Annotated in this window: 21 protein-coding genes; 11 read left to right on the forward strand and 10 right to left on the reverse strand. The window is 68.1% G+C overall.

Annotated features, from left to right (window positions below; genetic code table 11):
* Positions 1 to 52 precede the first annotated feature (52 nt).
* The 3 genes from FQ142_RS14950 to FQ142_RS14960 all read right to left on the reverse strand — a co-directional run bounded on the left by FQ142_RS14950 (position 53) and on the right by FQ142_RS14960 (position 2577).
* Entirely contained in the window at positions 53 to 1492 is a 1440-nt protein-coding gene (locus FQ142_RS14950; RefSeq protein WP_149423922.1) for a HipA domain-containing protein, read from the reverse strand.
* Positions 1492 to 1743 carry a helix-turn-helix transcriptional regulator gene (locus FQ142_RS14955; RefSeq protein WP_149423923.1) on the reverse strand — a complete coding sequence of 84 codons (252 nt, stop codon included), beginning with the start codon at positions 1741 to 1743 and terminating at the stop codon, positions 1492 to 1494. The genes FQ142_RS14950 and FQ142_RS14955 overlap by 1 nt, the downstream gene beginning before the upstream one ends.
* A 330-nt stretch (positions 1744 to 2073) precedes the next feature.
* The gene (locus tag FQ142_RS14960) at positions 2074 to 2577 is read right to left on the reverse strand and encodes a hypothetical protein (protein WP_149423924.1); all 504 of its coding nucleotides are present in this window, start codon (positions 2575 to 2577) and stop codon (positions 2074 to 2076) included.
* A gap of 131 nt (positions 2578 to 2708) precedes the next feature.
* Here FQ142_RS14960 and FQ142_RS14965 point away from each other — a divergent pair, with 131 nt between their 5' ends.
* A complete protein-coding gene (locus FQ142_RS14965) occupies positions 2709 to 3362 on the forward strand; it encodes a hypothetical protein (RefSeq protein WP_149423925.1) in 654 nt (217 codons plus the stop codon).
* Between the two features lie 21 nt (positions 3363 to 3383).
* On the opposite strand, the gene FQ142_RS14970 is transcribed toward FQ142_RS14965, so the two are convergent.
* Both FQ142_RS14970 and FQ142_RS14975 read right to left on the reverse strand, forming a co-directional pair.
* Positions 3384 to 3848: a BLUF domain-containing protein gene (locus tag FQ142_RS14970; protein WP_149423926.1), complete on the reverse strand. Its 465-nt coding sequence runs from the start codon at positions 3846 to 3848 to the stop codon at positions 3384 to 3386.
* Positions 3848 to 4102 carry a hypothetical protein gene (locus FQ142_RS14975; RefSeq protein ID WP_149423927.1) on the reverse strand — a complete coding sequence of 85 codons (255 nt, stop codon included), beginning with the start codon at positions 4100 to 4102 and terminating at the stop codon, positions 3848 to 3850. The genes FQ142_RS14970 and FQ142_RS14975 overlap by 1 nt, the downstream gene beginning before the upstream one ends.
* A gap of 110 nt (positions 4103 to 4212) precedes the next feature.
* Between FQ142_RS14975 and FQ142_RS14980 the strand changes: the two genes are divergently transcribed.
* The 3 genes from FQ142_RS14980 to FQ142_RS14990 all read left to right on the forward strand — a co-directional run bounded on the left by FQ142_RS14980 (position 4213) and on the right by FQ142_RS14990 (position 6596).
* Positions 4213 to 4650, forward strand: a complete 438-nt coding sequence (locus FQ142_RS14980; protein ID WP_149423928.1) for a hypothetical protein — start codon at positions 4213 to 4215, stop codon at positions 4648 to 4650.
* Between the two features lie 83 nt (positions 4651 to 4733).
* The gene (locus FQ142_RS14985; RefSeq protein WP_188042424.1) at positions 4734 to 5336 is read left to right on the forward strand and encodes a GntR family transcriptional regulator; all 603 of its coding nucleotides are present in this window, start codon (positions 4734 to 4736) and stop codon (positions 5334 to 5336) included.
* A gap of 339 nt (positions 5337 to 5675) precedes the next feature.
* Positions 5676 to 6596, forward strand: coding sequence for an AEC family transporter (locus tag FQ142_RS14990; protein ID WP_149423930.1), 921 nt, complete (start codon positions 5676 to 5678; stop codon positions 6594 to 6596).
* Here FQ142_RS14990 and FQ142_RS14995 read toward each other — a convergent pair.
* Entirely contained in the window at positions 6577 to 7320 is a 744-nt protein-coding gene (locus FQ142_RS14995; protein WP_149423931.1) for a DUF2071 domain-containing protein, read from the reverse strand. The two genes, FQ142_RS14990 and FQ142_RS14995, sit on opposite strands and share 20 nt — an antisense overlap.
* A gap of 67 nt (positions 7321 to 7387) precedes the next feature.
* Between FQ142_RS14995 and FQ142_RS15000 the strand changes: the two genes are divergently transcribed.
* The 6 genes from FQ142_RS15000 to FQ142_RS15025 all read left to right on the forward strand — a co-directional run bounded on the left by FQ142_RS15000 (position 7388) and on the right by FQ142_RS15025 (position 13240).
* On the forward strand, positions 7388 to 7900 hold the full coding sequence (locus tag FQ142_RS15000; RefSeq protein WP_149423932.1) for a hypothetical protein: 513 nt from the start codon (positions 7388 to 7390) through the stop codon (positions 7898 to 7900).
* A gap of 154 nt (positions 7901 to 8054) precedes the next feature.
* Positions 8055 to 9482 carry a cell division initiation protein gene (locus FQ142_RS15005; protein ID WP_149423933.1) on the forward strand — a complete coding sequence of 476 codons (1428 nt, stop codon included), beginning with the start codon at positions 8055 to 8057 and terminating at the stop codon, positions 9480 to 9482.
* A gap of 144 nt (positions 9483 to 9626) precedes the next feature.
* Entirely contained in the window at positions 9627 to 10529 is a 903-nt protein-coding gene (locus tag FQ142_RS15010; RefSeq protein WP_149423934.1) for an ABC transporter ATP-binding protein, read from the forward strand.
* Complete coding sequence (locus FQ142_RS15015) at positions 10526 to 11368, forward strand: ABC transporter permease (RefSeq protein WP_149423935.1); 843 nt, start codon at positions 10526 to 10528, stop codon at positions 11366 to 11368. Before FQ142_RS15010 ends, FQ142_RS15015 begins: the two co-directional genes overlap by 4 nt.
* A 55-nt stretch (positions 11369 to 11423) precedes the next feature.
* The gene (locus tag FQ142_RS15020; protein WP_149423936.1) at positions 11424 to 12620 is read left to right on the forward strand and encodes a sensor histidine kinase; all 1197 of its coding nucleotides are present in this window, start codon (positions 11424 to 11426) and stop codon (positions 12618 to 12620) included.
* Positions 12617 to 13240 carry a response regulator gene (locus tag FQ142_RS15025; RefSeq protein WP_056413200.1) on the forward strand — a complete coding sequence of 208 codons (624 nt, stop codon included), beginning with the start codon at positions 12617 to 12619 and terminating at the stop codon, positions 13238 to 13240. Before FQ142_RS15020 ends, FQ142_RS15025 begins: the two co-directional genes overlap by 4 nt.
* A gap of 72 nt (positions 13241 to 13312) precedes the next feature.
* Here the strand turns inward: FQ142_RS15025 and FQ142_RS15030 are convergent, their stop codons facing one another.
* The 4 genes from FQ142_RS15030 to FQ142_RS15045 form a co-directional block, all read right to left on the reverse strand.
* Positions 13313 to 14431: a fatty acid desaturase family protein gene (locus FQ142_RS15030; protein ID WP_316502323.1), complete on the reverse strand. Its 1119-nt coding sequence runs from the start codon at positions 14429 to 14431 to the stop codon at positions 13313 to 13315.
* A 167-nt stretch (positions 14432 to 14598) separates the two neighbouring features.
* On the reverse strand, positions 14599 to 14883 hold the full coding sequence (locus FQ142_RS15035) for a hypothetical protein (protein WP_149423938.1): 285 nt from the start codon (positions 14881 to 14883) through the stop codon (positions 14599 to 14601).
* 246 nt (positions 14884 to 15129) lie between these two features.
* Positions 15130 to 16131, reverse strand: coding sequence for an intradiol ring-cleavage dioxygenase (locus FQ142_RS15040; protein ID WP_149423939.1), 1002 nt, complete (start codon positions 16129 to 16131; stop codon positions 15130 to 15132).
* A gap of 120 nt (positions 16132 to 16251) precedes the next feature.
* Positions 16252 to 17382, reverse strand: coding sequence for a low temperature requirement protein A (locus FQ142_RS15045; RefSeq protein WP_149424160.1), 1131 nt, complete (start codon positions 17380 to 17382; stop codon positions 16252 to 16254).
* A 352-nt stretch (positions 17383 to 17734) separates the two neighbouring features.
* On the opposite strand from FQ142_RS15045, the gene FQ142_RS15050 reads away from it, so the two are divergent.
* Positions 17735 to 19267, forward strand: a complete 1533-nt coding sequence (locus FQ142_RS15050; RefSeq protein WP_149423940.1) for a sugar transferase — start codon at positions 17735 to 17737, stop codon at positions 19265 to 19267.
* The last annotated feature ends 21 nt before the right edge of the window (positions 19268 to 19288 follow it).

Here is a 19288-nt window from a genome sequence, read left to right on the forward strand (position 1 = left end):
AGGAAGAAGACCCCCGCGACCTCGAAGGCGGCGGGGGTCGCGAAGAACGCTATCAGCGGGCGGATCGGGTTCGATACCTGCCCGTGACCCATCTGCCGCCGCGCCAGTGACCGGGCTCCCAGATCCGTCCCGTGTCGGGACGGGCGACAGACGAGCTGCCCTGGAACCGGGGAAGAGCATCGATGCCGAGGTCGTCGCCATCCCATCGCTTGACGAACTCGGCGGCGAACCGATCGATGCGATCAGGTATGGTGCGCAGCTGATCGGTCACCATGCTCTCGGGAACTTCGGCGATGGCCGCGTCGAACGCGCCGGGAAGCTCGTTGGCCATGTCCTCTACGACGATCGCGAAGGCGCTCCGGGGCGTACCGAGCACGTCGGCCGTCCGCGCGAGGTTTCGCCCGTGGATCTGCCTGTATGAACGCTCCTTGCCGTATTTCACCGCGGCCTTCGCCTTTAACATCACGCGATCCTCGCTCCAGAGCCCGTGTGCGGAGATGAGGTCGTAGGCAGGGGCGAGCCGCGTGATCCCGCTCAGGTGCAGCATGCTGTGGTTCTTGGCGTGTGCGTCGACGCCTGCGGTGAGCAGGTTGTAGACGAACAGCTTCTTAAGGATGATCTGGTCCTCGATCCGGTACGCCGGCGATGAGGTGTCATTGACCAGGCTCGCCATGTCAGCCATCGTCGGGCCGCCATCTTCCTCGTACTTGAGCGCAGGGCGAATGCCGAGCGCCTGGCAGAAGTCCTCCTGGTGGATCCGCACGACATCTCCCCCTCTCGTCGTGCGGCGGTCGAAGCGCGTGGTGACGAAAGCGGAAACGCCGGCGAAGTCGAGAATGTCCACCTGCGCCGCACGAACGCCGACGGCGCGCGCTGCGCGCATCGTGACGAACTCCACGGCCTGGACATGATCGTCCGTATGCCCGGACTTCAGCACCATGCCCGGCTTCACGATGTGCGTGCTGGGCGCACGGCCGTTCGGCTCGAACCACTCGCCGTTGATCTGTGCGAGCGCGAACTTGCCCTGCTGTCCGCCGAGCGAGAACCGGCTCTCATCGTCGTCCGTGTCGTCGACCCACTGGTCAGGGTCATCGAGGATGGCACGCACGCGCCGTGCGATGTCGCGTTCGGACATTGGAGACAGCTCTCCGGCGTCGGACGGCACCACTTCCTCGGGCACGACTTGGACGGAGCCTGGGGCATCCTCACCCATGTGCGCGAGGAGCGTGAACGGATCCGTACGGTGTTCCCCGAACTTCGCTGCCCACCGGCTGCGAACTTCGTCGGCATCCGGAAGCAGGTTCGACAGCCAGGGCATCACCACATCGGGACCATGCCCGATCTGGGTCGTAGGCATGGTCGCGGACAGCGGGGTGGGGCTTCGGAGGTCGAGATAGTCCTCGTCGTAGAGGAACTCGACCTGATCCGTCTCACCCCGCATGAGCTTGCCGGCGAACCGTCCGTCGAGCCACAGGTCGAGAGCGTCGGCCATCAGAGGTGCTCGAACATCTCGTCGAGAACGTCCGAGCGCTTACTGGGATCCAGCGACACGGTGAATCCCAGGACCGCGGCGACATCTATCGCGGCCCCGAGCGAGGGGTCCACCTTGCCAGACTCCAGGTCGTGCACCCAGCGCCTGCTCTTACGGACGCTCTGGGCGAGCTCGTCTTGCGTCATGTTCGCGCGCAGGCGTGCGCCGCGGACGAACGCGGGGAAGGCAGCTCCGGTGGGCAGTTGCGGCATCCTCAGACCTCCATGTGCAGAATAGTTCTCAGCCCCGTCTATGGGAACGATACTGCACTTTGTAGTGGAAGGGAGGTATTCTGCGCATCGAGGTGCTTTCTCGGGTTTTCCGTGGTGGTGACGGTGCGATCTGAATCCGCGTCGCAAACCCGCAAAGAAGATCGGATGCAGACGGGACAGGATCGGTGTAGCGCCAGCCGTAAAATCTGTCGGACGGCCATGCCGTGGATCCCGTTGGAGAGCGGTTGCCATCGGTTGAAGCAAGCACCGTCAAGCCGCCGGCCGGGTTTCCGCTTTTCTCCGGCAGTTCTTCTCTCCGGGAATCGCGGCTCAGCGCTGCACGACGCGCACCCAGGCCCGGTCGACGTCATCGGCCGACATGAGGTTCACCTGCACCACTCCGGCGTACGGCAACCGGTATGAGAACTCGCCGGCCGGCGGGTCATCACAGGCGAAGCCTCCCTCGGCGAGCACCCGCTTCTCGGCGTCGGCGGTCACCACTTCGAACTCGACGCGGTCGCCCTCGCACTGCCCCTCGACGGTGAACTGTCGATCCGCGACGAGCACAGCGGGCCCGGCGATGATCTCGCCCGACGGATCGCTGCCCTCCTCGTACTTGAGGGCGATGCCGACCTGAGCGGGATCGGTCTTGTCGGGGTAGGCGAATGCCTCCGCGGGAGGCACTGACGTCGCGGACGGCGACGGCGCGGATGTCGATTCCGACGCCATCGGCTCGGGAGCGTCGCCCGAGGTGCAGCCGGTGATGACGCAGGCGAGCGCGACCAGCCCGGCGGGCACGATGGCGACGGCGCGAGTGCGATGGCGAGTATCCATCGCTCCACACTATGAACCCTCGATCCCGGACCACAACGCCTTGCGGGACGCCGCAGATCTGCTATCGGCTCGGTCTGGGAGTCCCGTGGGAATCGATGCACGACGCTCGGCCCCGCCGATAGCGTCGAGGGATGGATATCGACACGATACGACCTCGGGCTCGCAGTGCACGCATCCTCACGCCGCTGTTCGGGATGGCCGCCACAGCTGCACTTCTGGCCGGGTGCGCCGCCCCCGTCTCGCCGGCCCCGACGGTCACGCAGACGGTGACGGCGCCCGCCGATCCCACGCCGAGCGCATCACCCAGCGCCTCCGCCCCGACCGCGGGCGCCACTCCGTCGGGCATCGGAGACGTCGAACTGGGAACCTCCTACGACGAAGCGGTGGCGATGGCGGGAGCGACCCCGGCAGAAGCGTGCCCATGGTTGGCCTCCGCCGAGGCCGACGGGTACACGCTGACCCTCCAGCGCCCCGAGATCCCCGAAAAGGACCCCGCCGCGGTCGACCTCGTGCAGGTGTCCGCCTCCCCCGCCGAGCTCGAAGGCGGGCCAGCCGTCGGCCCGGTGACGGCCGAGGGAATCGGTGTCGGTTCCCGGATGGACGAGGCGCTGGCCGCATATCCCGACGCGGTGGAGATCGAGAGCGTCGGCGATCGCCGGTACCTCGCGATCGAGTCGGAAACCGGCACCGGTTCCGTATTCCTGACTTACACGGCAGGCAGCGACATCATCTGGGCAGTCACGGCGACGACCCTCGAGAAGCCGCCGTACGAGTCCTGCGGCTGAGTGCAGCACGTCGGAGCGGACCTACGGCGTCCGCACCGACGACCGCCCGGGCGCCGCCTCGCGGACGCGGAACCACATGGTGAGCTCCATCAGCGCCCGGCCGATCATGTCGTGGTCGCCGATGCGGAGGTCGTCGAAGGAGTCTCGGTAGCCGGCGAGCATCTCCGGCTCGGCAGCGACCAGCGGTCGGTACCCCATGGTCCACTGATCGAAGCGTCGCTCGTGCAGCGGCTCTTCGAGGAGCACGCGGACGTCACTGTGGCGCGGGTCCCCTGCGATGTCGGCCATGAGCGCCTCGACGTCGGCGCGCGCGCCTTCGAGGATCTGGATGAACTCGCGCTCTCGGTAGAGCAGCATCCCGGTGATGTTCCGCTCGGCGTTCCTCACGCGGCTCACGGCGAGGAGGGCAGCCAGCTCGTCGTCGTCGAAGGGGCGGGTCGCGGTGCTGCTGTAGACGAGCGAGACGAGCGAACTGTGCGGGGCCATCAGCGGATCGCTCCCGGGGTCTCGACCTCGCCGGCGGGAACCGAGACCGCGCCGATCTCCGTCACCGCGGCCATGGCCCGGTGGTGGTCGGAGAAGTCGCCGACCGCGCGCGACGCCGCGTCGAACGCCCGCCATGCCCCATCGTCCTGCCGGTCGACGTATCCGAGGAACGATCCGTCCTGACTGCCGACGTAGAAGCCGTCGGCCACGCTCGCCCACAGGGGACGAGAGGTGGCCCGGTCAGGATCGCTCATACCCCCAGCGTACCTGCGCCCGAACGCTCCGGCTCGGATCATCCTGCAGACGGATGCCGATACCTCCGCCGCCCGATGCCGGACCGTCGCCGGGTGGCGATGCTGAGGAGATGAACACACGGACCACCCTCTTCGTCCCCGCTCTGATCGCCGTGGGCCTGCTGTCCCTGACCGGATGCTCCGCCGTCGACAGCATCGTCCACAAGCAGTCCACGTCGACGTTCGACGACGTCGAGGCGTTCCGCGACGGCGCCGAACTCGATGCGAGCTGGGTGCCCGCCGATGCCACCGCGATCACCGAACGCACGTCCACCATCGAGAAGGCGCCGGACGCCGTCATCCTGCTCACCAGCTCGTCATCGCTGTCCGACGAGTGCACAGAGGTCGAGCGCTCTTCCGCCCCCTCGTGGGTTCTGGACGATGCGCCCGACCCCTACAAGGCGAAGACGGTCTTCCTCTGCGGCGACTGGAGCGTGATTCCCACGGACGACGGCTGGTTCGGCTGGACCCCGAACTCTGATGAGGAGCGCACCGCCGGCGCGGGATGAGTGGTGCAGAAACCTTGGTAATCGTCAGCGATTTCCAGGACTTCGACGCGTACAATTGCACTATGGGACCAGAATCACCTGTTGTGCCTGGGGCGCAACACAACCTCGGCGCCGAGGAGCTCTTCCGTCGGCTCGCCACCTCGATCGCCGACGGCACGTATGCACCGGGCGCGAAGCTGAGCGACAAGGCGATCGCCGAGGACCTCGGCGTGACGCGCACCCCTGTTCGCGAGGCCGTCCAGCGCCTCGCGCGCGCGGGACTCATGGAGGTGCACGCGAATCGCTATTCGATGGTCACCGACATCACCGACGAGCGCTCGCGCATCACGCGCGAGTTCGCCGCATCGCAGGGTGGCGAGATCATCCGCGAAGCCGCGCTGGCACTCTCCGAGCAGGACCTCGTCATCGCCTGCGAGCTGATCCACGACGCGATCGAGTCCGTCGAGTCCGGAAAGGGCTGGATCGAGACGCACGTCGAGCTGTTCGAGTTCCTCACCGACCGCGCGCTCAATGACCTCTATCGACTGATGCTGAGCGATTTCTGGTACCTGGTCTTCCGCGACCTCTACCTCGGCGAGCCCAGGGTGAACACGAAGGAGTCGCTCGAGGAGCTCGAATCGGCGATGCGGGCCCGCAGCGCGAACGCCGGCGTGCGCGCCGTGCAGCAGATGCTCCGACTCAAGTAGCCGATCGCTGCGGAAGATCGCCGCTGCGGAAGATCGTCGCCGCGGAAGAGATTGGTTCCGGTCCTCCCGCGCCCGAACGGGGAGGACCGGAGCAGTCGATGAGAAGGTCCGCATGCGCACCCACCCCCGATGGGCGCTCGAGACCGAGAGAAATCGAGGGCACCGTCTGGTTCGACCGACGCAGAGCGGCAGAGCCGGCTCGTCGTGGTACCAGCGTAAGACGGACGGCTCGCGGACACTCATTTTCGTCCGTCCGTTGACGCGGGGTGACACTGACTGCTATGCGCGGGAGAAGCGGTCGTGGCGGCAACCGGATCGCACCACGGTTACGCTCGGAGAATGATCGAGACGCTCACCGGATTCGCCGTCGTGGGGGTCGCGATCGCGCTGGGCTGGGTGCTCGGCCGCATCGACCTCCTGGGCCCGCACGCCCGGCACGTGCTGGGCCGGCTCATCTTCTTCGTGCTGTCGCCGTTCCTGCTCTTCACAGTGCTCGCGCACGCGGACGCGAAGATGCTGTTCTCCTCGCTGCTGCCGGTGTCCGCCATCGCCGCGGTCACGATCATCGCGATCTACACGCTGGTCGCACGGCTGTGGTGGAAGCGTCCCGTCGGCGAGACGCTGATCGGCGCTCTGTCTGCGGGCCAGGTGAACTCGAACAACATCGGCATCCCCCTCTCGCTCTACCTGCTGGGCAGCGCCGCGTACCCCGCGCCGGTCGTGCTCATGCAGCTGCTGGTGTTCACCCCGATCTCGCTGACGATCCTCGATGCGGTGACGAGCGACCGGGTCTCGCTGCGCAAGACCCTCGTGCGCACGGCGACGAACCCGATCATCATCGGCTCGATCCTCGGCACGCTCGTCTCGGTGCTCGACATCACCGTCCCGCCGATCGTGATGCAGCCCGCGCAGCTGATCGCCGATGCCGCCGTACCCGTCCTGCTCATCAGCTACGGCATCTCGCTGCACGGTCAGCGCGTGCTCGGCGCCCCGGGCCATCGACGGGACATCATCCTCGCGACCGCGCTGAAGCTGCTCGCGATGCCGCTGATCGCCTGGGTCGTGGCGGAATTCGTCTTCGGGCTCTCCTCGGCCGAGGTGCTGATCGTGGTGATCCTCGCAGCGCTGCCGACCGCGCAGAACGTCTTCAACTACTCGCAGCGGTACGACATCGGCGAGACGATCTCCCGCGACACCGTCTTCCTCACCACGGTGGGCTGCCTGCCGGTGCTGATCGGCATCATGCTCCTGCTGGGCTGACTCCTGCGCCGACCTCGTCGGTGCGCGCGATACGGGTGTCCGACAGCAGCAGAGGGAGGTCGCGCATCACCACGACGCTGTCGAACACGGCAGCCCCCTCGGGCAAGGCGTCGAAGAACGACGACCGGAGGCGGTGCAGTCGCGCCGCCTCGACCCTCCACCGGTCGGCGGCGAGCGCGACCGGTTCGACGCTCTGCCCGTCTCTCGCCAGGGACCAGCCCACCCGTCCGGAGCGATAGAACGCGGACGCGACCTCGATCGACGGGAAGAGCGTGCTCGACCACTCCCCTCCCACCTCGACGTCGGCGTCGAGGCTGTGCACGCCCGCCGCCATCGTGAGGGCGAAGCGATCCTGCGATTCCGCGATCCGGAATCGCGCCCTGCGATGCACCCCGGGGAACAGGCGTCCGCCGAACAGCACGGGATGCCACGCCGAGCTGTGGCGCTCGAAGATGAACACCCCGCTCTCGACTCCGTCGGGCCCGTCCCACTCGACGGCGATCCGATGGGCGGCGTTCTCAGACCGGAGGCCGATCCGACGCCGGACCCAGCGGGGACGGATGTCCTCGAGACCCAGGACGCAGACCCCGGCGACCGCGGAACCGTCGACGAGCTGCGGACGGAATCCGTCCGGGAGCAGCGCTGCGGCCACCGCCGGGTCGACGCGATAGCTGATCAGGAGTCGACGACGAAGCTGTGCGCGGACATCGCGGATGATCCTCATGATGCGAACATAGCACTGTAGCTAAATTCCTCCAAGGGTCGATCGGCGGGCGCTCTAGGGTTGTCCCGTGGACAACCCGCTCATCTTCTTCGCCGTGATCGTCGCACTGCTCGTGCTCGCGGCGCTGCTGCCGCGATGGGTGCGGGGCTCCGCGGGCGCGGCCGGACGGAGAGCCGAGCGCAGACTCGCCGATGCGCAGCTCGCGCCGATCCTCGACGAGCTCGCCACGACCGTCGTCCTGCAGGCACCGGAGCCCACGGTGCGGGAGATCATCGACGGCCTCGTCGTGCAGCAGCCGCGACGCTTCGCGATGCTCGACGGCGGCCGCTACGGCATCCGCTTCGTGGAGCCGGATGATGCGGTCATCCGGCTCCACGCCGATGCCGAGGGGACGAGGATGCAGGTCGAAGGGTTCCGGGAGCACCTGGGCCGGCCCAACACCGCGGAGGCCTGGGCCGACCTGCGCACCCGTGCGGCATCGGCGGCGGAGGCCAGGGGCATCGACGCGCATCCCGGACCGCCACTGCCCCACCGGCGGGGAGACGACGGATCATGGGTCCGGTCCGACGAAAGCGAGTGAGTCGCCGGACTCGATGCCCTGTGCATCTCACAGCCGTCGCAACTAGGCTGTGGTACTGCCGACGGCGCTCTGCGCCGTGCTGCAGTCGGACTGCGACGGCACCTCTTCTCATCACAGATCCCGTGCCTGTGACCTGCGCCGGAAAGGCTGATCAATGAGTGAATCCCCCGACAACAACCGGACTCCCGACTTCTTCGACAAGCTGATCGAGGAGAACCCCCGCGAGCAGTCCGGGTTCACCGCATCGTTCCGCGGCTACGACAAGGCCGAGGTCGACTCCGCTCTCAGCACCCTGCGCAACCAGCTGCAGCAGGCGAAGGCCGATCTCGCCGCCGCCGAGGCGCGTCACGAAGACGACGTCGAGTCGCTCCGCGAGCAGGAGCGGATCGCGCGTGAGGATCTGGAGGCCGAGCTCCTCACCGCGAAGGCCAAGGCCGCCGAGACCGAGCAGCAGGTCGCGACGCTGACCAACGAGCTCGTCGACACCCCGCGTGCCGACGGCCAGGAGGCCCCCTCGCGCGAGCAGTTCGAAGCCATTCTGCGGGTCGCGGAGGAGCAGGCCAACGTGCTCATCCAGAACGCGGCCGTGCAGGCGGATCGCCTCATGGCCGCAGCCCGCGAAGAGGTGACCACTCAGCGCGCGGATGCCGACGCCGACGTCGAGCGCATCATCGCGCAGGCGCAGCACGACGCGGATCAGGTGCGCCTGAAGATCGACACCGAGTACACCGCCCACGAGGCGACGATCGAGCGCGAGGCGGCGCACGCGGCCGAGAAGGTGCACCAGGCGACGCAGGAGGCCACCGCGATCCGCACCGAGGCGGAGAAGGGCGCTGCGGCGCTGCGCTCGCTCGTCACCCGCGAGACCACGCAGCTGCGCGCGGATGCCGAGCGCGAGGTGCGGGAGATGAACGCCCGCGTGCTGGAGTTCGAGGAGACGCTCACCCGCCGCCAGGACGACGCGCAGCAGGAGTTCCTGGTGCTGCACAACCAGGCCGTCGCCCACGCCGAGCGCATCACCACCGACGCCAACGAGCAGGTCGCGGCATCGCTGGAGCACGCGCAGCGCATCTCCGGCAAGGCCGACGACTACGAGCGTCTGATGCGCGCACAGGCGCAGACGATCGAAGCCGACGCACAGGTGCGGGCACGCGACACGCTCGACCGCGCCAGGGTGAAGTCGCAGAAGATCGTCGACTCCGTCACGAGCCACACCTCGTCGGTGCTGCGCGACGCCGAGGACCACGCCCGCCAGCTGCGCTGGCAGCAGCAGCAGCTCGCCAGCTTCATGGCCGAGGTGCGCGAGCTGATCCGCCCCGACGGCATCTTCAGCGACGAGGCCGGCAAGACCGCGGCGTCCTCGACAGCCGCGACGAGCGGCGCCGGCGAGGTTCTGGCGGCCGACGACGACGCCCTCGATGCGGAGCTGATCGACGACGGCGATGTCGAGGCCGACGACGCACCCGTCTCGGAGTTCCGCGGGGACGAGGCTCTCGACGACGAGTACCTCGACGACGAGGCCGAGACCATCGACGGGAAGATCACGATCGAGGTCGTCGAGGCCGACGACACGGCTCGCTGAGCCCGCTCCACCGACACCTTCGGGGCGCACGCGGATGATCCGCGTGCGCCCCGCGTCGTGATCCCGGCATCCCCCGATCGGTGGATGCCGGGCTCCGCCGCTCCACGGCTACCGCTCGGCGGCGCCGACGGCCACGCTGGAGTCATGACAGACAGCGTGATCGAGGTCCGCGACCTCCGCAAGGAGTACGGCGGCCATGCCGCCGTCGACGGCATCAGCTTCGACATCAGCCGCGGTGAGACGTTCGCGCTGCTCGGCCCCAACGGCGCGGGCAAGTCGACGACCATCGAGATCCTCGAGGGATACCGGCACCGCTCCTCCGGCGACGTGCGGGTGCTCGGCGTGGATCCGCAACGGGGAGGGCTGGACTGGAAGGCGCGCCTCGGCATCGTCCTGCAGTCCACCGGCGAGGCGGGGTCCTTCACCGTCCGTGAGCTGCTCACCGAGTTCGCGGGCTACTACCCCGCTCCGCGCGAGGTCGACGAGGTGATCGCGGCCGTCGGGCTCGAGCAGAAGCAGCGCACGCGCGCGAGCAGACTCTCGGGCGGGCAGCAGCGACGTCTCGACGTGGCGCTGGGGATCATCGGGCACCCCGAGCTGCTGTTCCTCGACGAGCCGACGACGGGATTCGACCCCGAGGCGCGACGGCAGTTCTGGGGGCTCATCCGAACGCTCAAGGCCGAGGGCACCAGCATCCTGCTCACCACCCACTATCTCGACGAGGCGGCGCAGCTCGGCGACCGCGCCGCCGTCATCGTGGGCGGTCGCATCGCCGCGATCGGAGCCATCGACGAGATCGGCGGCGAGGACGCCCGCACCCCGATGGTCCGCTGGATCGACTCGACCGGCACACGCCGCGAAGAGCGCACATCGTCCCCCGGGGCTCTGGTCGCCGAACTTCAGCGCACGCACGGCGAGCCGGATGCGCTCGAGATCGTCCGACCGACGCTCGAGGACATCTACCTCGATCTCATCCGCCGGCACGATGCCGCATCCGCATCTCTTTCCGTCACGTCCGCATCCGCCACCGCAGAGGAGCCCGCATGACCGCCGTGACCGCCGTGACCGCACCCACGGGATTCACCGCCGCCCGCACGGTGCGGCTCGGCGTCCGGCGCATCGGCTTCGAGCTGCGCCAGTACTTCCGCGCCGGCGACCAGGTGTTCTTCACCTTCCTCTTCCCCACGGTGATGTACCTGATCTTCGCCACCATCTTCACCGGTGATGTGGGCCAGGGCGCCGACAACGTGAGCATGGCCACCTACTACCTGCCCGGGCTGGTCGCCGGCGGTATCTTCCTCTCCGGCGTGCAGGGGCTGTCGATCGAGATCGCGGTCGAGAAGAGCGATGGCACGCTCAAGCGCCTCGGCAGCACACCGATCTCCCCCGCCACGTACTTCATCGGCAAGATCGGCGAGGTCTTCGTGACCGCGATCCTGCAGATCGCGCTGCTCCTGACCGTCGCGGTGGTGCTCTACGGGGTGCAGCTGCCCGCCGATGCCGAGTCGTGGGGGCGCTTCGCATGGGTCTTCGTGCTCGGCCTGCTCGCGTGCGCGCTCCTCGGGATCGCCCTCTCGTCCGTCCCCCGATCCGGCAAGACGGCATCGGCCGTCGTCATCCCGGTCGTGCTGCTCCTGCAGTTCATCTCGGGCGTGTACATCGCCTTCACCACGCTGCCGGAGTGGCTGCAGAACGTGGCGTCGGTGTTCCCGCTCAAATGGATCGCGCAGGGCATGCGCGCGGCGATCCTGCCGGAGTCCTTCGGAGCGGCGGAGCCGAACGGGAGCTGGGAGCTCGGGCTCGTGGCGATCGCGCTCGCGCTGTGGCTCGTCGTCGGGGTGTTCCTGAGCCGCGCGACGTTCCGCTGGATCCGACGAAACGGATGACGCGCGCGACGGCGCCGGGGATCCGCGCGTTCGCAGGGGTGGGAGAGTGGAGGACATGAGCCTCACCATCCGCCGCGAGCGCCTCGGATGGGATCTCGCGGCCACCGCGCTGCTCATCGCGGTCGTCGCGCTCATCTTCGCCGACGGCGAGAGCTTCGCGGGATCCCGCTGGATGCTGATCGGCGTCGCCCTCGCGGTCTACCTGCTCTACGCGCTCGGCGCTCGACCCTACGTCGGCATCCACGAGGGGGTCGACGATCCCTCCCCTCTGGCCTCCGCGCTCCTGCAGATCGGGCTGGTCGCCGTGCTGGCCGCGGGTACCGCGATCGAGCCGAGCATGCTCCTGCTGCAGACGCTCGTGCTGCCGCTCATCTGGATGACGTCGCGCTCGACCATGCAGGCCGTGCTCGTCACCATCGGCAACGGCATCGTCCTCGCACTCGCCTATGCGTACGCCGGCGACTTCTCTGCGGATGCCGTGAGCGCCGGCGTCGTGACCACCGCACTCTCCGCCGCGTTCAGCCTGGCGCTGGGCCTGTGGATCACCCGCATCGCGCAGTGGGGCGTGCAGCGGCAGACCCTGCTGACCGAGCTCACCGCCGCACAGGCGGGTCTCGAGACCGCCAGCCGGGAGGCCGGGGCGCTCGAGGAGCGTGCGCGCCTCGCCCGCGATGTGCACGACACGATCGCGCAGAGCCTGACGAGCATCGTGATGCTCGCGGAGCGCGCCCGTGTCGACGGCTCGCCCGCGGCGCTCGAGCTGATCGAGGGCGCGGCGCGCGAGGCGCTGCTGGAGGCGAGGACGCTCGTCGCGGTGGCCTCCCCCGCCCCGTCCGCCGATTCTCTGGGAGATGCCCTCCAGCGTCTGGGCGACCGCTTCACTCGCGAGACCGGGGTGCGGGTCGACGTCGCGGTATCGGATGCCGTGCTGGCGCGGGAGATCCAGGTCGTTCTGCTCCGTTGCGCCCAGGAGGGCCTCGCCAACGTGCGCAAGCACTCCGGGGCGGCTTCCGCGCGCGTGAGTCTGACCGTCGGAGACGACGCCGAGCTCACCGTCGGCGACGACGGCCGCGGTCTGGGCGGGGTGACCATCGACGACGACCGAGGATTCGGGCTCGCCGGCATGCGCGACCGGGTCGCCCTCGTCGGCGGCACGCTCACCGTGCAGGACACCCGCGACGACAGCGGTGGCGCCACGGGCACCCGCCTCGCCGTCCGCATCCCCCTGCATCCGAACGAGGAGACCGCATGATCCGTGTCATCGTCGCCGACGACCATCCCATCGTGCGCTCCGGGATCGTCGGACTCATCGACCTCGATCCCTCCCTCGAGGTGGTCGGACAGGCGGCGAGCGGCCCGGAGGCCGTGGAGCTCTCCGCGCGACTGCATCCCGACGTCGTGCTCATGGATCTGCGCATGCCGGGCGGATCCGGCATCGAGGCCACCGCGCGCCTCGCGGCCGAGCAGCCGACCGTGCGTGTGCTCGTGCTGACCACCTACGAGAGCGACGACGACATCATCGGCGCGATCGAGGCGGGTGCCGGCGGCTACCTGCTCAAAGCCGCACCGCACGAGGAGATCCTCGCCGGCATCCGTGCGGTCGCCGAGGGGCACACCGTCCTCGCACCCCGCATCGCCACGACTCTCGTGTCGCGCATGCGCAGCGATCGTCCGAGCAGGCCACCGCTGAGCCCCCGTGAGCGCGAGGTGCTGCGCCTCGTCGCGGCCGGCCGGAGCAACCCCGAGATCGCCCGCGAACTGTTCATCGGCGAGGCGACCGTCAAGACGCATCTGCTCCACGTCTTCGAGAAGCTCGAGGTCTCGGATCGCACGCGCGCCGTGACCCTCGCCCTGGAACTCGGCCTGCTCTAGACGCCGCATACGCGAAAGGCCCCATCCCGGAGGATGGGGCCTTTCGATCCGACCGCAGTGCGGCCGTGGTGATCAGGCTCGACCGAACTGCGCGACTGCGGGGCAGTCGAACGGGTCAGCACCGGCGGCGAGGCCGACGCGGTTCAAATACTGGATGACGATCGCGTAGGACCGGCCGAGGCTCGTCTCCGTGTACGGCACGTCGTTCGCGACGCAGTAGTCACGCACGATCTCGCGAGCCTTCGACAGGTGCGGGCGCGGCATGTTGGGGAAGAGGTGGTGCTCGACCTGGTAGTTCAGGCCGCCCATGAGCCAGGTCGCCCACCATCCGCCGCGGATGTTGCGGGAGGTGCGCACCTGCTTCGAGAAGAAGTCGAGGCGGGCGCTCGGGTCGATGATCGGCATGCCCTTGTGGTTCGGCGCGAACGACGCGCCCATGTACACGCCGAAGACGGCGAGCTGCACGCCCATGAAGGCGAACGCCATGCCGAGCGGGAGCATCAGGAACACGGGGACGAGCACGATCGCGAAGCGGAGCGCGATGAGGCCGAGCTCGATCCAGCGGCCCTTGGCCTTCTTGCTCGTGACCAGGTGCTTCACGCCCAGGTAGTGGAGGTTGAGCCCCTCGAGCGTGAGCAGCGGGAAGAACAGCCACCCCTGCTTGCGGGTGATCAGACGGACCAGACCACGGGACTTCGCGGCATCGGTCTCGAGGAACGAGACCGTGTCGACCTCGATGTCGGGGTCCTTGCCCACCTGGTTCGGGTTGCCGTGGTGCTTGGTGTGCTTCGAGTCCCACCAGGAGTAGCTGATGCCGACGACTCCGGCGGCGAGGATGCGGGCGAGACGGAAGTTCGCCGGGCCCGAGGAGAGGATCTGCCGGTGCGCCGCCTCGTGAGCGAGGAAGGCGACCTGCGTGAGGATGATGCCGAGCGCGCCGGCCATCAGGAGCTGGAGCCAGCTGTCACCGAGGAGGATGAAACCCGTCACCACGCCGCCGAGGGCGATGGCGAGGGCGGTCCCGACGAAGATGTAGAACCAGCCTGCGCGTCGCAGCAGTCCGGTCTCCTTGACGACCTGCGACACCTGCTTGTAGGCCTGTGCCATCGGGGGGAACTCTGCGTTGCCGGAGTACGTCTGACGCACGGGTCCGAGCTGGCCTGCGGTCTTTTCGACCTGCGAAATGGAGATGTTGCTCTCCTGTCGATTGGAGCCCTTGGGCTGTGAAAGCCCAAGGCAGATCGCCCAACGCTTACCTCAGGCTAGCCCGCACCGCATGCGGCTTGGGGAATACGTCGGCATCCCCGGAATATTCACAGAACCCGGGGGGGAACCGGTCAGGTTCACCCGTTCCAGACTCAGGCGCGGGCGCGTCGCGGACGGCGCCGCAGGGCGCGGGGAAGCGACACGGTGAAGCTCCACGGGCGGGCTTCGACGGGGATCTGTCCTTCGAGAGCATCACGCGCATCGCCGAGCGACGCGAACGAGCCGAGGTCTATGCCCCGGTTGTCGCGAGCGAGGTACGCGGTGCCGTCGAACTCGACGAAGCCGGCGAATTCACCGGCGCGGGTCGCGACGTGCACGTCGGTGTCGGCCTGCTTCCAGGTCAAGGGATCGGAGGGCGGAAAGGTGGTCATGGTCATGCTGGTACTCATTGCTGTGCGGCGGGCGCGCGATGTCGCGACCCGCAAGATGTGAGATCGTGGGCGGATGCCGAGCGCATCGATGCGCGTGGTCCGTGATGGCCCTGATCAGTGGCTGCGCGGTGGCCGAGAGGGCGGCCAGAACACACGAAGCTCGTCAAGCATAGCAGAGTCGACATCCGGCCGCGACGGCGCAGTCCTCGGGAGCCGGGCGATGAGGATCGCGACCCCGTGCGAGCAGTGCGATCAACCGGTCGGCGGCGTGCCGCCGCCTCCTGGACCTCCGCCGCCACCGGGCCCGCCGTCGCCGCCGGAGGGGGCGGAGCCTGCGGTCGGAGTGGTCGTGGTGTCGACGCCGACCACGAGGGTCGTCGCGTAGCCGCGGGTCGCGTCCCCCGTGATGGTAGGCAGCTGGAGGGCGGCGGAGTCGTCGCCGAAGACGTTGTCTCCGGCGAGGCTCGTCTGCGACAGGTTCCGCGAGGAGCCGTCATAGCGGGAATCCGCATACACGGCACTGCAGGCGTCTTCCGGCAGCGCCAGCTGCGACGTGGCGATCGCGGAGGTCGAGTCGTTGATCGAATCGACATCCGGATAGACCTCGAAGTGGATGTGCGGCCACCGGCCCGAGTAGCACCCGGGGAAGATCGACGTGAAGGAGACCTTCCCCTCGGCGTCCGCGACCTGCACACCGCGCAGGTAGGTGACGTCCTCCAGGCCGGAGGAGTACATCGAGTACTCCCCCTGGGCGGTGCAATGCCAGGCGTAGACGGCCACGCCCGCGAACGGCACTCCCCCGTTCGCCAGGTCGAGCACTTGGAACTCGAAGGTGAGCGGGATGCCGTCGGCCGTGGCCGAGCCGTCGATCGAGGTCGTGATGTCCTGGCGCACGATGCCCGACTCCTCGAGCACGTCCGGGCCGTTGGACCCGTCACCGGGGTAGGGGCCGGCGGTCTCGTCGGGGATCTCCCCCGCCGCGGTCGCGGCGCCGGTCGGCGTGTCTCCGTCGGTGCTCGCCGTGGGGTCGCTGCTGCTGACGCTCGACGTGCCGGTCGCTGCGGGGGCGCACGCGGCCAGGACGAATGCTCCGATGCCGAGACCGGCGAGGCCGAGCACACCGCGACGGGTCACGAGGGTGCGGATGTCGAAGGCGGCGCCCTGATCGACGACCTCCTCATCCGCCCGGTCGAGCAGGCGCCCTTCATAGGTGGGGCCCTCAGGGGTCTGGACGGGTTCAGGGATGCGGCCCATGATCGTGCTCCTCTCGAGAGGTTCGGGATGTCGATGTCGATGTCGATGTCGATGTCGATGTCGATGTACCCAGGGTCACGGAGGAGGCGATCAGGAGACCATGCGTCTTCTATGTGAAAGCTATGGACTCTTGTCGACGGGTGGACGCAGCACGAGCACCGCGACGATCGCGACGAGCACCAGCGCGGTGATGGCCACCGGGATCGGCAGGATCGGATCGAGGAGCACGACCAGCGCCCCGAGCGGGACCACGGTGTTGACCAGGCGGTCGGCGTTGGCGCGGATGGCGACGATCCAGATGCCGATCAGGAACACGGCGATCGGGATCGTCACGGTGAAGGATGCCGCGATCCCCGACAGGTGACTCTCGCCGGTGAGGACGTCGAGCTCGACCTCGATCCCTGCGGAGAACGCCGCAGCAGCACCGAACACGACGTAGTGCGTGTATCCGTACCGGAGCGAGCTGCCGAAGCTGGTGATCGCGCGGTGATGCGGCGCCCAGAAGTAGATCCACCACAGCGACGCCGTGACCACCAGCGTCAGCGCGGAGATGGAGATGAGGGGCACGAGAGATTCCAGCTCGTGGCCGGCGTCGATGATGGCGTTCGCCGAGGCCAGCAGGCTCTCGCCGAGCACGATCAGCGTGAACAGCCCGTAGCGCTCGGTGATGTGATGCGGGTGCCATGGCGTCTGCCTGCGGTATTCGGCGAACACGGGCACGCTGACCTCGATCAGAGCGAACGCCACGAAGGCGATCAGTTGGAGCGTTCCCGACGGGATCAGGAGGAAGAGCACCCAGAGCACCTGCACCGCCGCGATGCCGACCGCGTAACGTATCGTCGCCGCGCGGAGCTCGCCCGCGCCGCGAGAGGCACGCAGCCACTGCACGACCATCGCGATGCGCATCACGATGTAGCCGATCACGGGCAGGGTGAAGTCGCCGCGCTCGAACGCCGGAGGGATCCCCGCGGCGAAGACGAGCACACCTCCCATCTGCACGATCGTCGTGACCCGATAGAGCCAGTCGTCGGTGTCGAACGACGTGGCGAACCAGGTGAAGTTCATCCACGCCCACCACACCGCGAAGAAGACCATGGCGTACGAGGTGATGCCGTGCACGAAGTCGCCGTGGCTGAGGGCGTGGTGCAGCTCGGCCGAGGCGATGCTGACAGCGACGACGAAGACGAGATCGAAGAACAGCTCGAGCGTGCTGGCGGTGCGATGCGGCTGCGCGGGGTCACGGGGCAGCATGCGCTGCAGCCGGAATCGCGGCTCCGAGGTGGTGGTCACGCGGTCAGAATATCGGCGTCGCGCGACCCCTCGGAATGACTATCGGAATCTTGGTTCGTCCACACGCCGGAATTACCTTCCGTTGAACGGAAGGTTCCGCTACAGTGAACGATGTCTGCAGTTCCTGCTGCCAGAACCACCGTGTGGGACGGTGAGGGCAACCCGTGATGTGGGATCACGAGTGCAGCAGGACCCGAGGGGTCGGGTATGCGGACGATGCCATGGACGTGGGGTCCGTGGTCTGGGGAAAATCTGGGGATGACATGGCGCACTGGGGAATTCTGCGTACATTCGTGACGCGCGAGGCACGAGCATGACCTCCGTCGAGGATGCGCTGAGCATCACTCGCACGGGTTCGGTCTTCACACCGGTCGCGGCACCGCGGGCGACGAAGTCGGTCATGCAGACCGTCGTCACGCCACGCGTGTCGGCCACGCTGGAGCGACGTCGACAGTGGGAGCGCCGGTACCGGCTGCGACTGCGCATCACGGATGCGAGCGTCATCCTGGTCGCCATGGGAGCCACCGCGGCCGTGCAGCTGCTGACCGGCGTCGTGGGGGAAGAGGCCCTGCGCAACGGTCTGCTGCTGTCGCTGGCGTGGTTCGTCACGCTGTCCGCACTGGGCACTCGGGCGGGCACGATCCTCGGATCCGGTGCGACCGAATACCGTCGTGTCGCTCACGCGGCAGGCCTGGCCTTCGGCGTCATCGCGATCCTCGGCGTCCTCCTGGAGTGGGAAGGACTGCAGCCGCTGTTCTTCGTCGCCCTCCCGGTGGGCACGCTGGGACTGCTGTTCGGACGGTGGAGCTGGCGTCGCTGGCTGCAGCACCGCCGTCTGCGCGGCGAGTACGCGTCGAGGACCCTGGTCGTCGGCGCGACGGACGATGTCGAGTACGTGATCAACTCTCTCCAGAAGGGTGGAGAGAACGGGTACAACGTCGTGGGGACGACGCTGTTCGATCGCGAAGCCGGCACGTTGACGCTCGGGGAGAGCACCTACCCGAGCGTGGGCAACCTGAACACCGTCGCTGGGGCGGCGGTGGAACTCGGGGCGGACACCATCATCGTGGCGAGCCGCCCCGAGGGGGACCCCGAATTCGTCAAGCACCTGAGCTGGCAGCTCGAGGGCACCGCTGCGGAGCTCGTACTCTCCAGCCGTCTGACCGACGTCGCGGGACCGCGTGTCTCGCTGCGTCAGGTCGACGGACTGCCGCTCATCCAGGTGAAGATCCCGACGTACGAGGGTGGCGTGCACGTGCTCAAGCGTGCGCTCGACATCATCGTCGCCGCTGTCGCGCTGATCCCGATCGCGCTGATCACCCCGGTGCTCGCCGTGCTCGTGAAGCTCGACTCGCCGGGTCCCCTGTTCTTCTCGCAGGAGCGCGTGGGGCGCGACGGCCGGACGTTCAGGATCATGAAGTTCCGCTCGATGAAGACCGACGCCGAGCAGCAGCTCACTGCACTGAAGGAGCAGAACCAGGGCGCCGGGCTGCTGTTCAAGATGAAGGACGACCCTCGCGTGACCCGCGTCGGCCGGATCCTGCGCAAGCTGTCGCTCGACGAGCTGCCGCAGTTCTGGAACGTCCTCATCGGAGACATGAGCGTCGTCGGCCCGCGGCCTCCGCTGCCTTCGGAGGTCACCTCGTACGACGGCACCGTCTTCCGCCGCCTGTACATCAAGCCGGGCATCACCGGACTGTGGCAGGTCTCCGGCCGCAGCGACCTGTCGTGGGATGAGAGCGTCCGCCTCGACCTGCGCTATGTCGAGAACTGGTCGGTCATGAACGACCTCCAGATCATGTGGCGCACGGCCAAGGTCATGGTGCAGCCCAGCGGGGCATACTAGTCACAGAATGCTGTGGGTCCG

It is taken from the genome of Microbacterium sp. ANT_H45B (genome assembly GCF_008369345.1).
Lineage (GTDB): Bacteria > Actinomycetota > Actinomycetes > Actinomycetales > Microbacteriaceae > Microbacterium.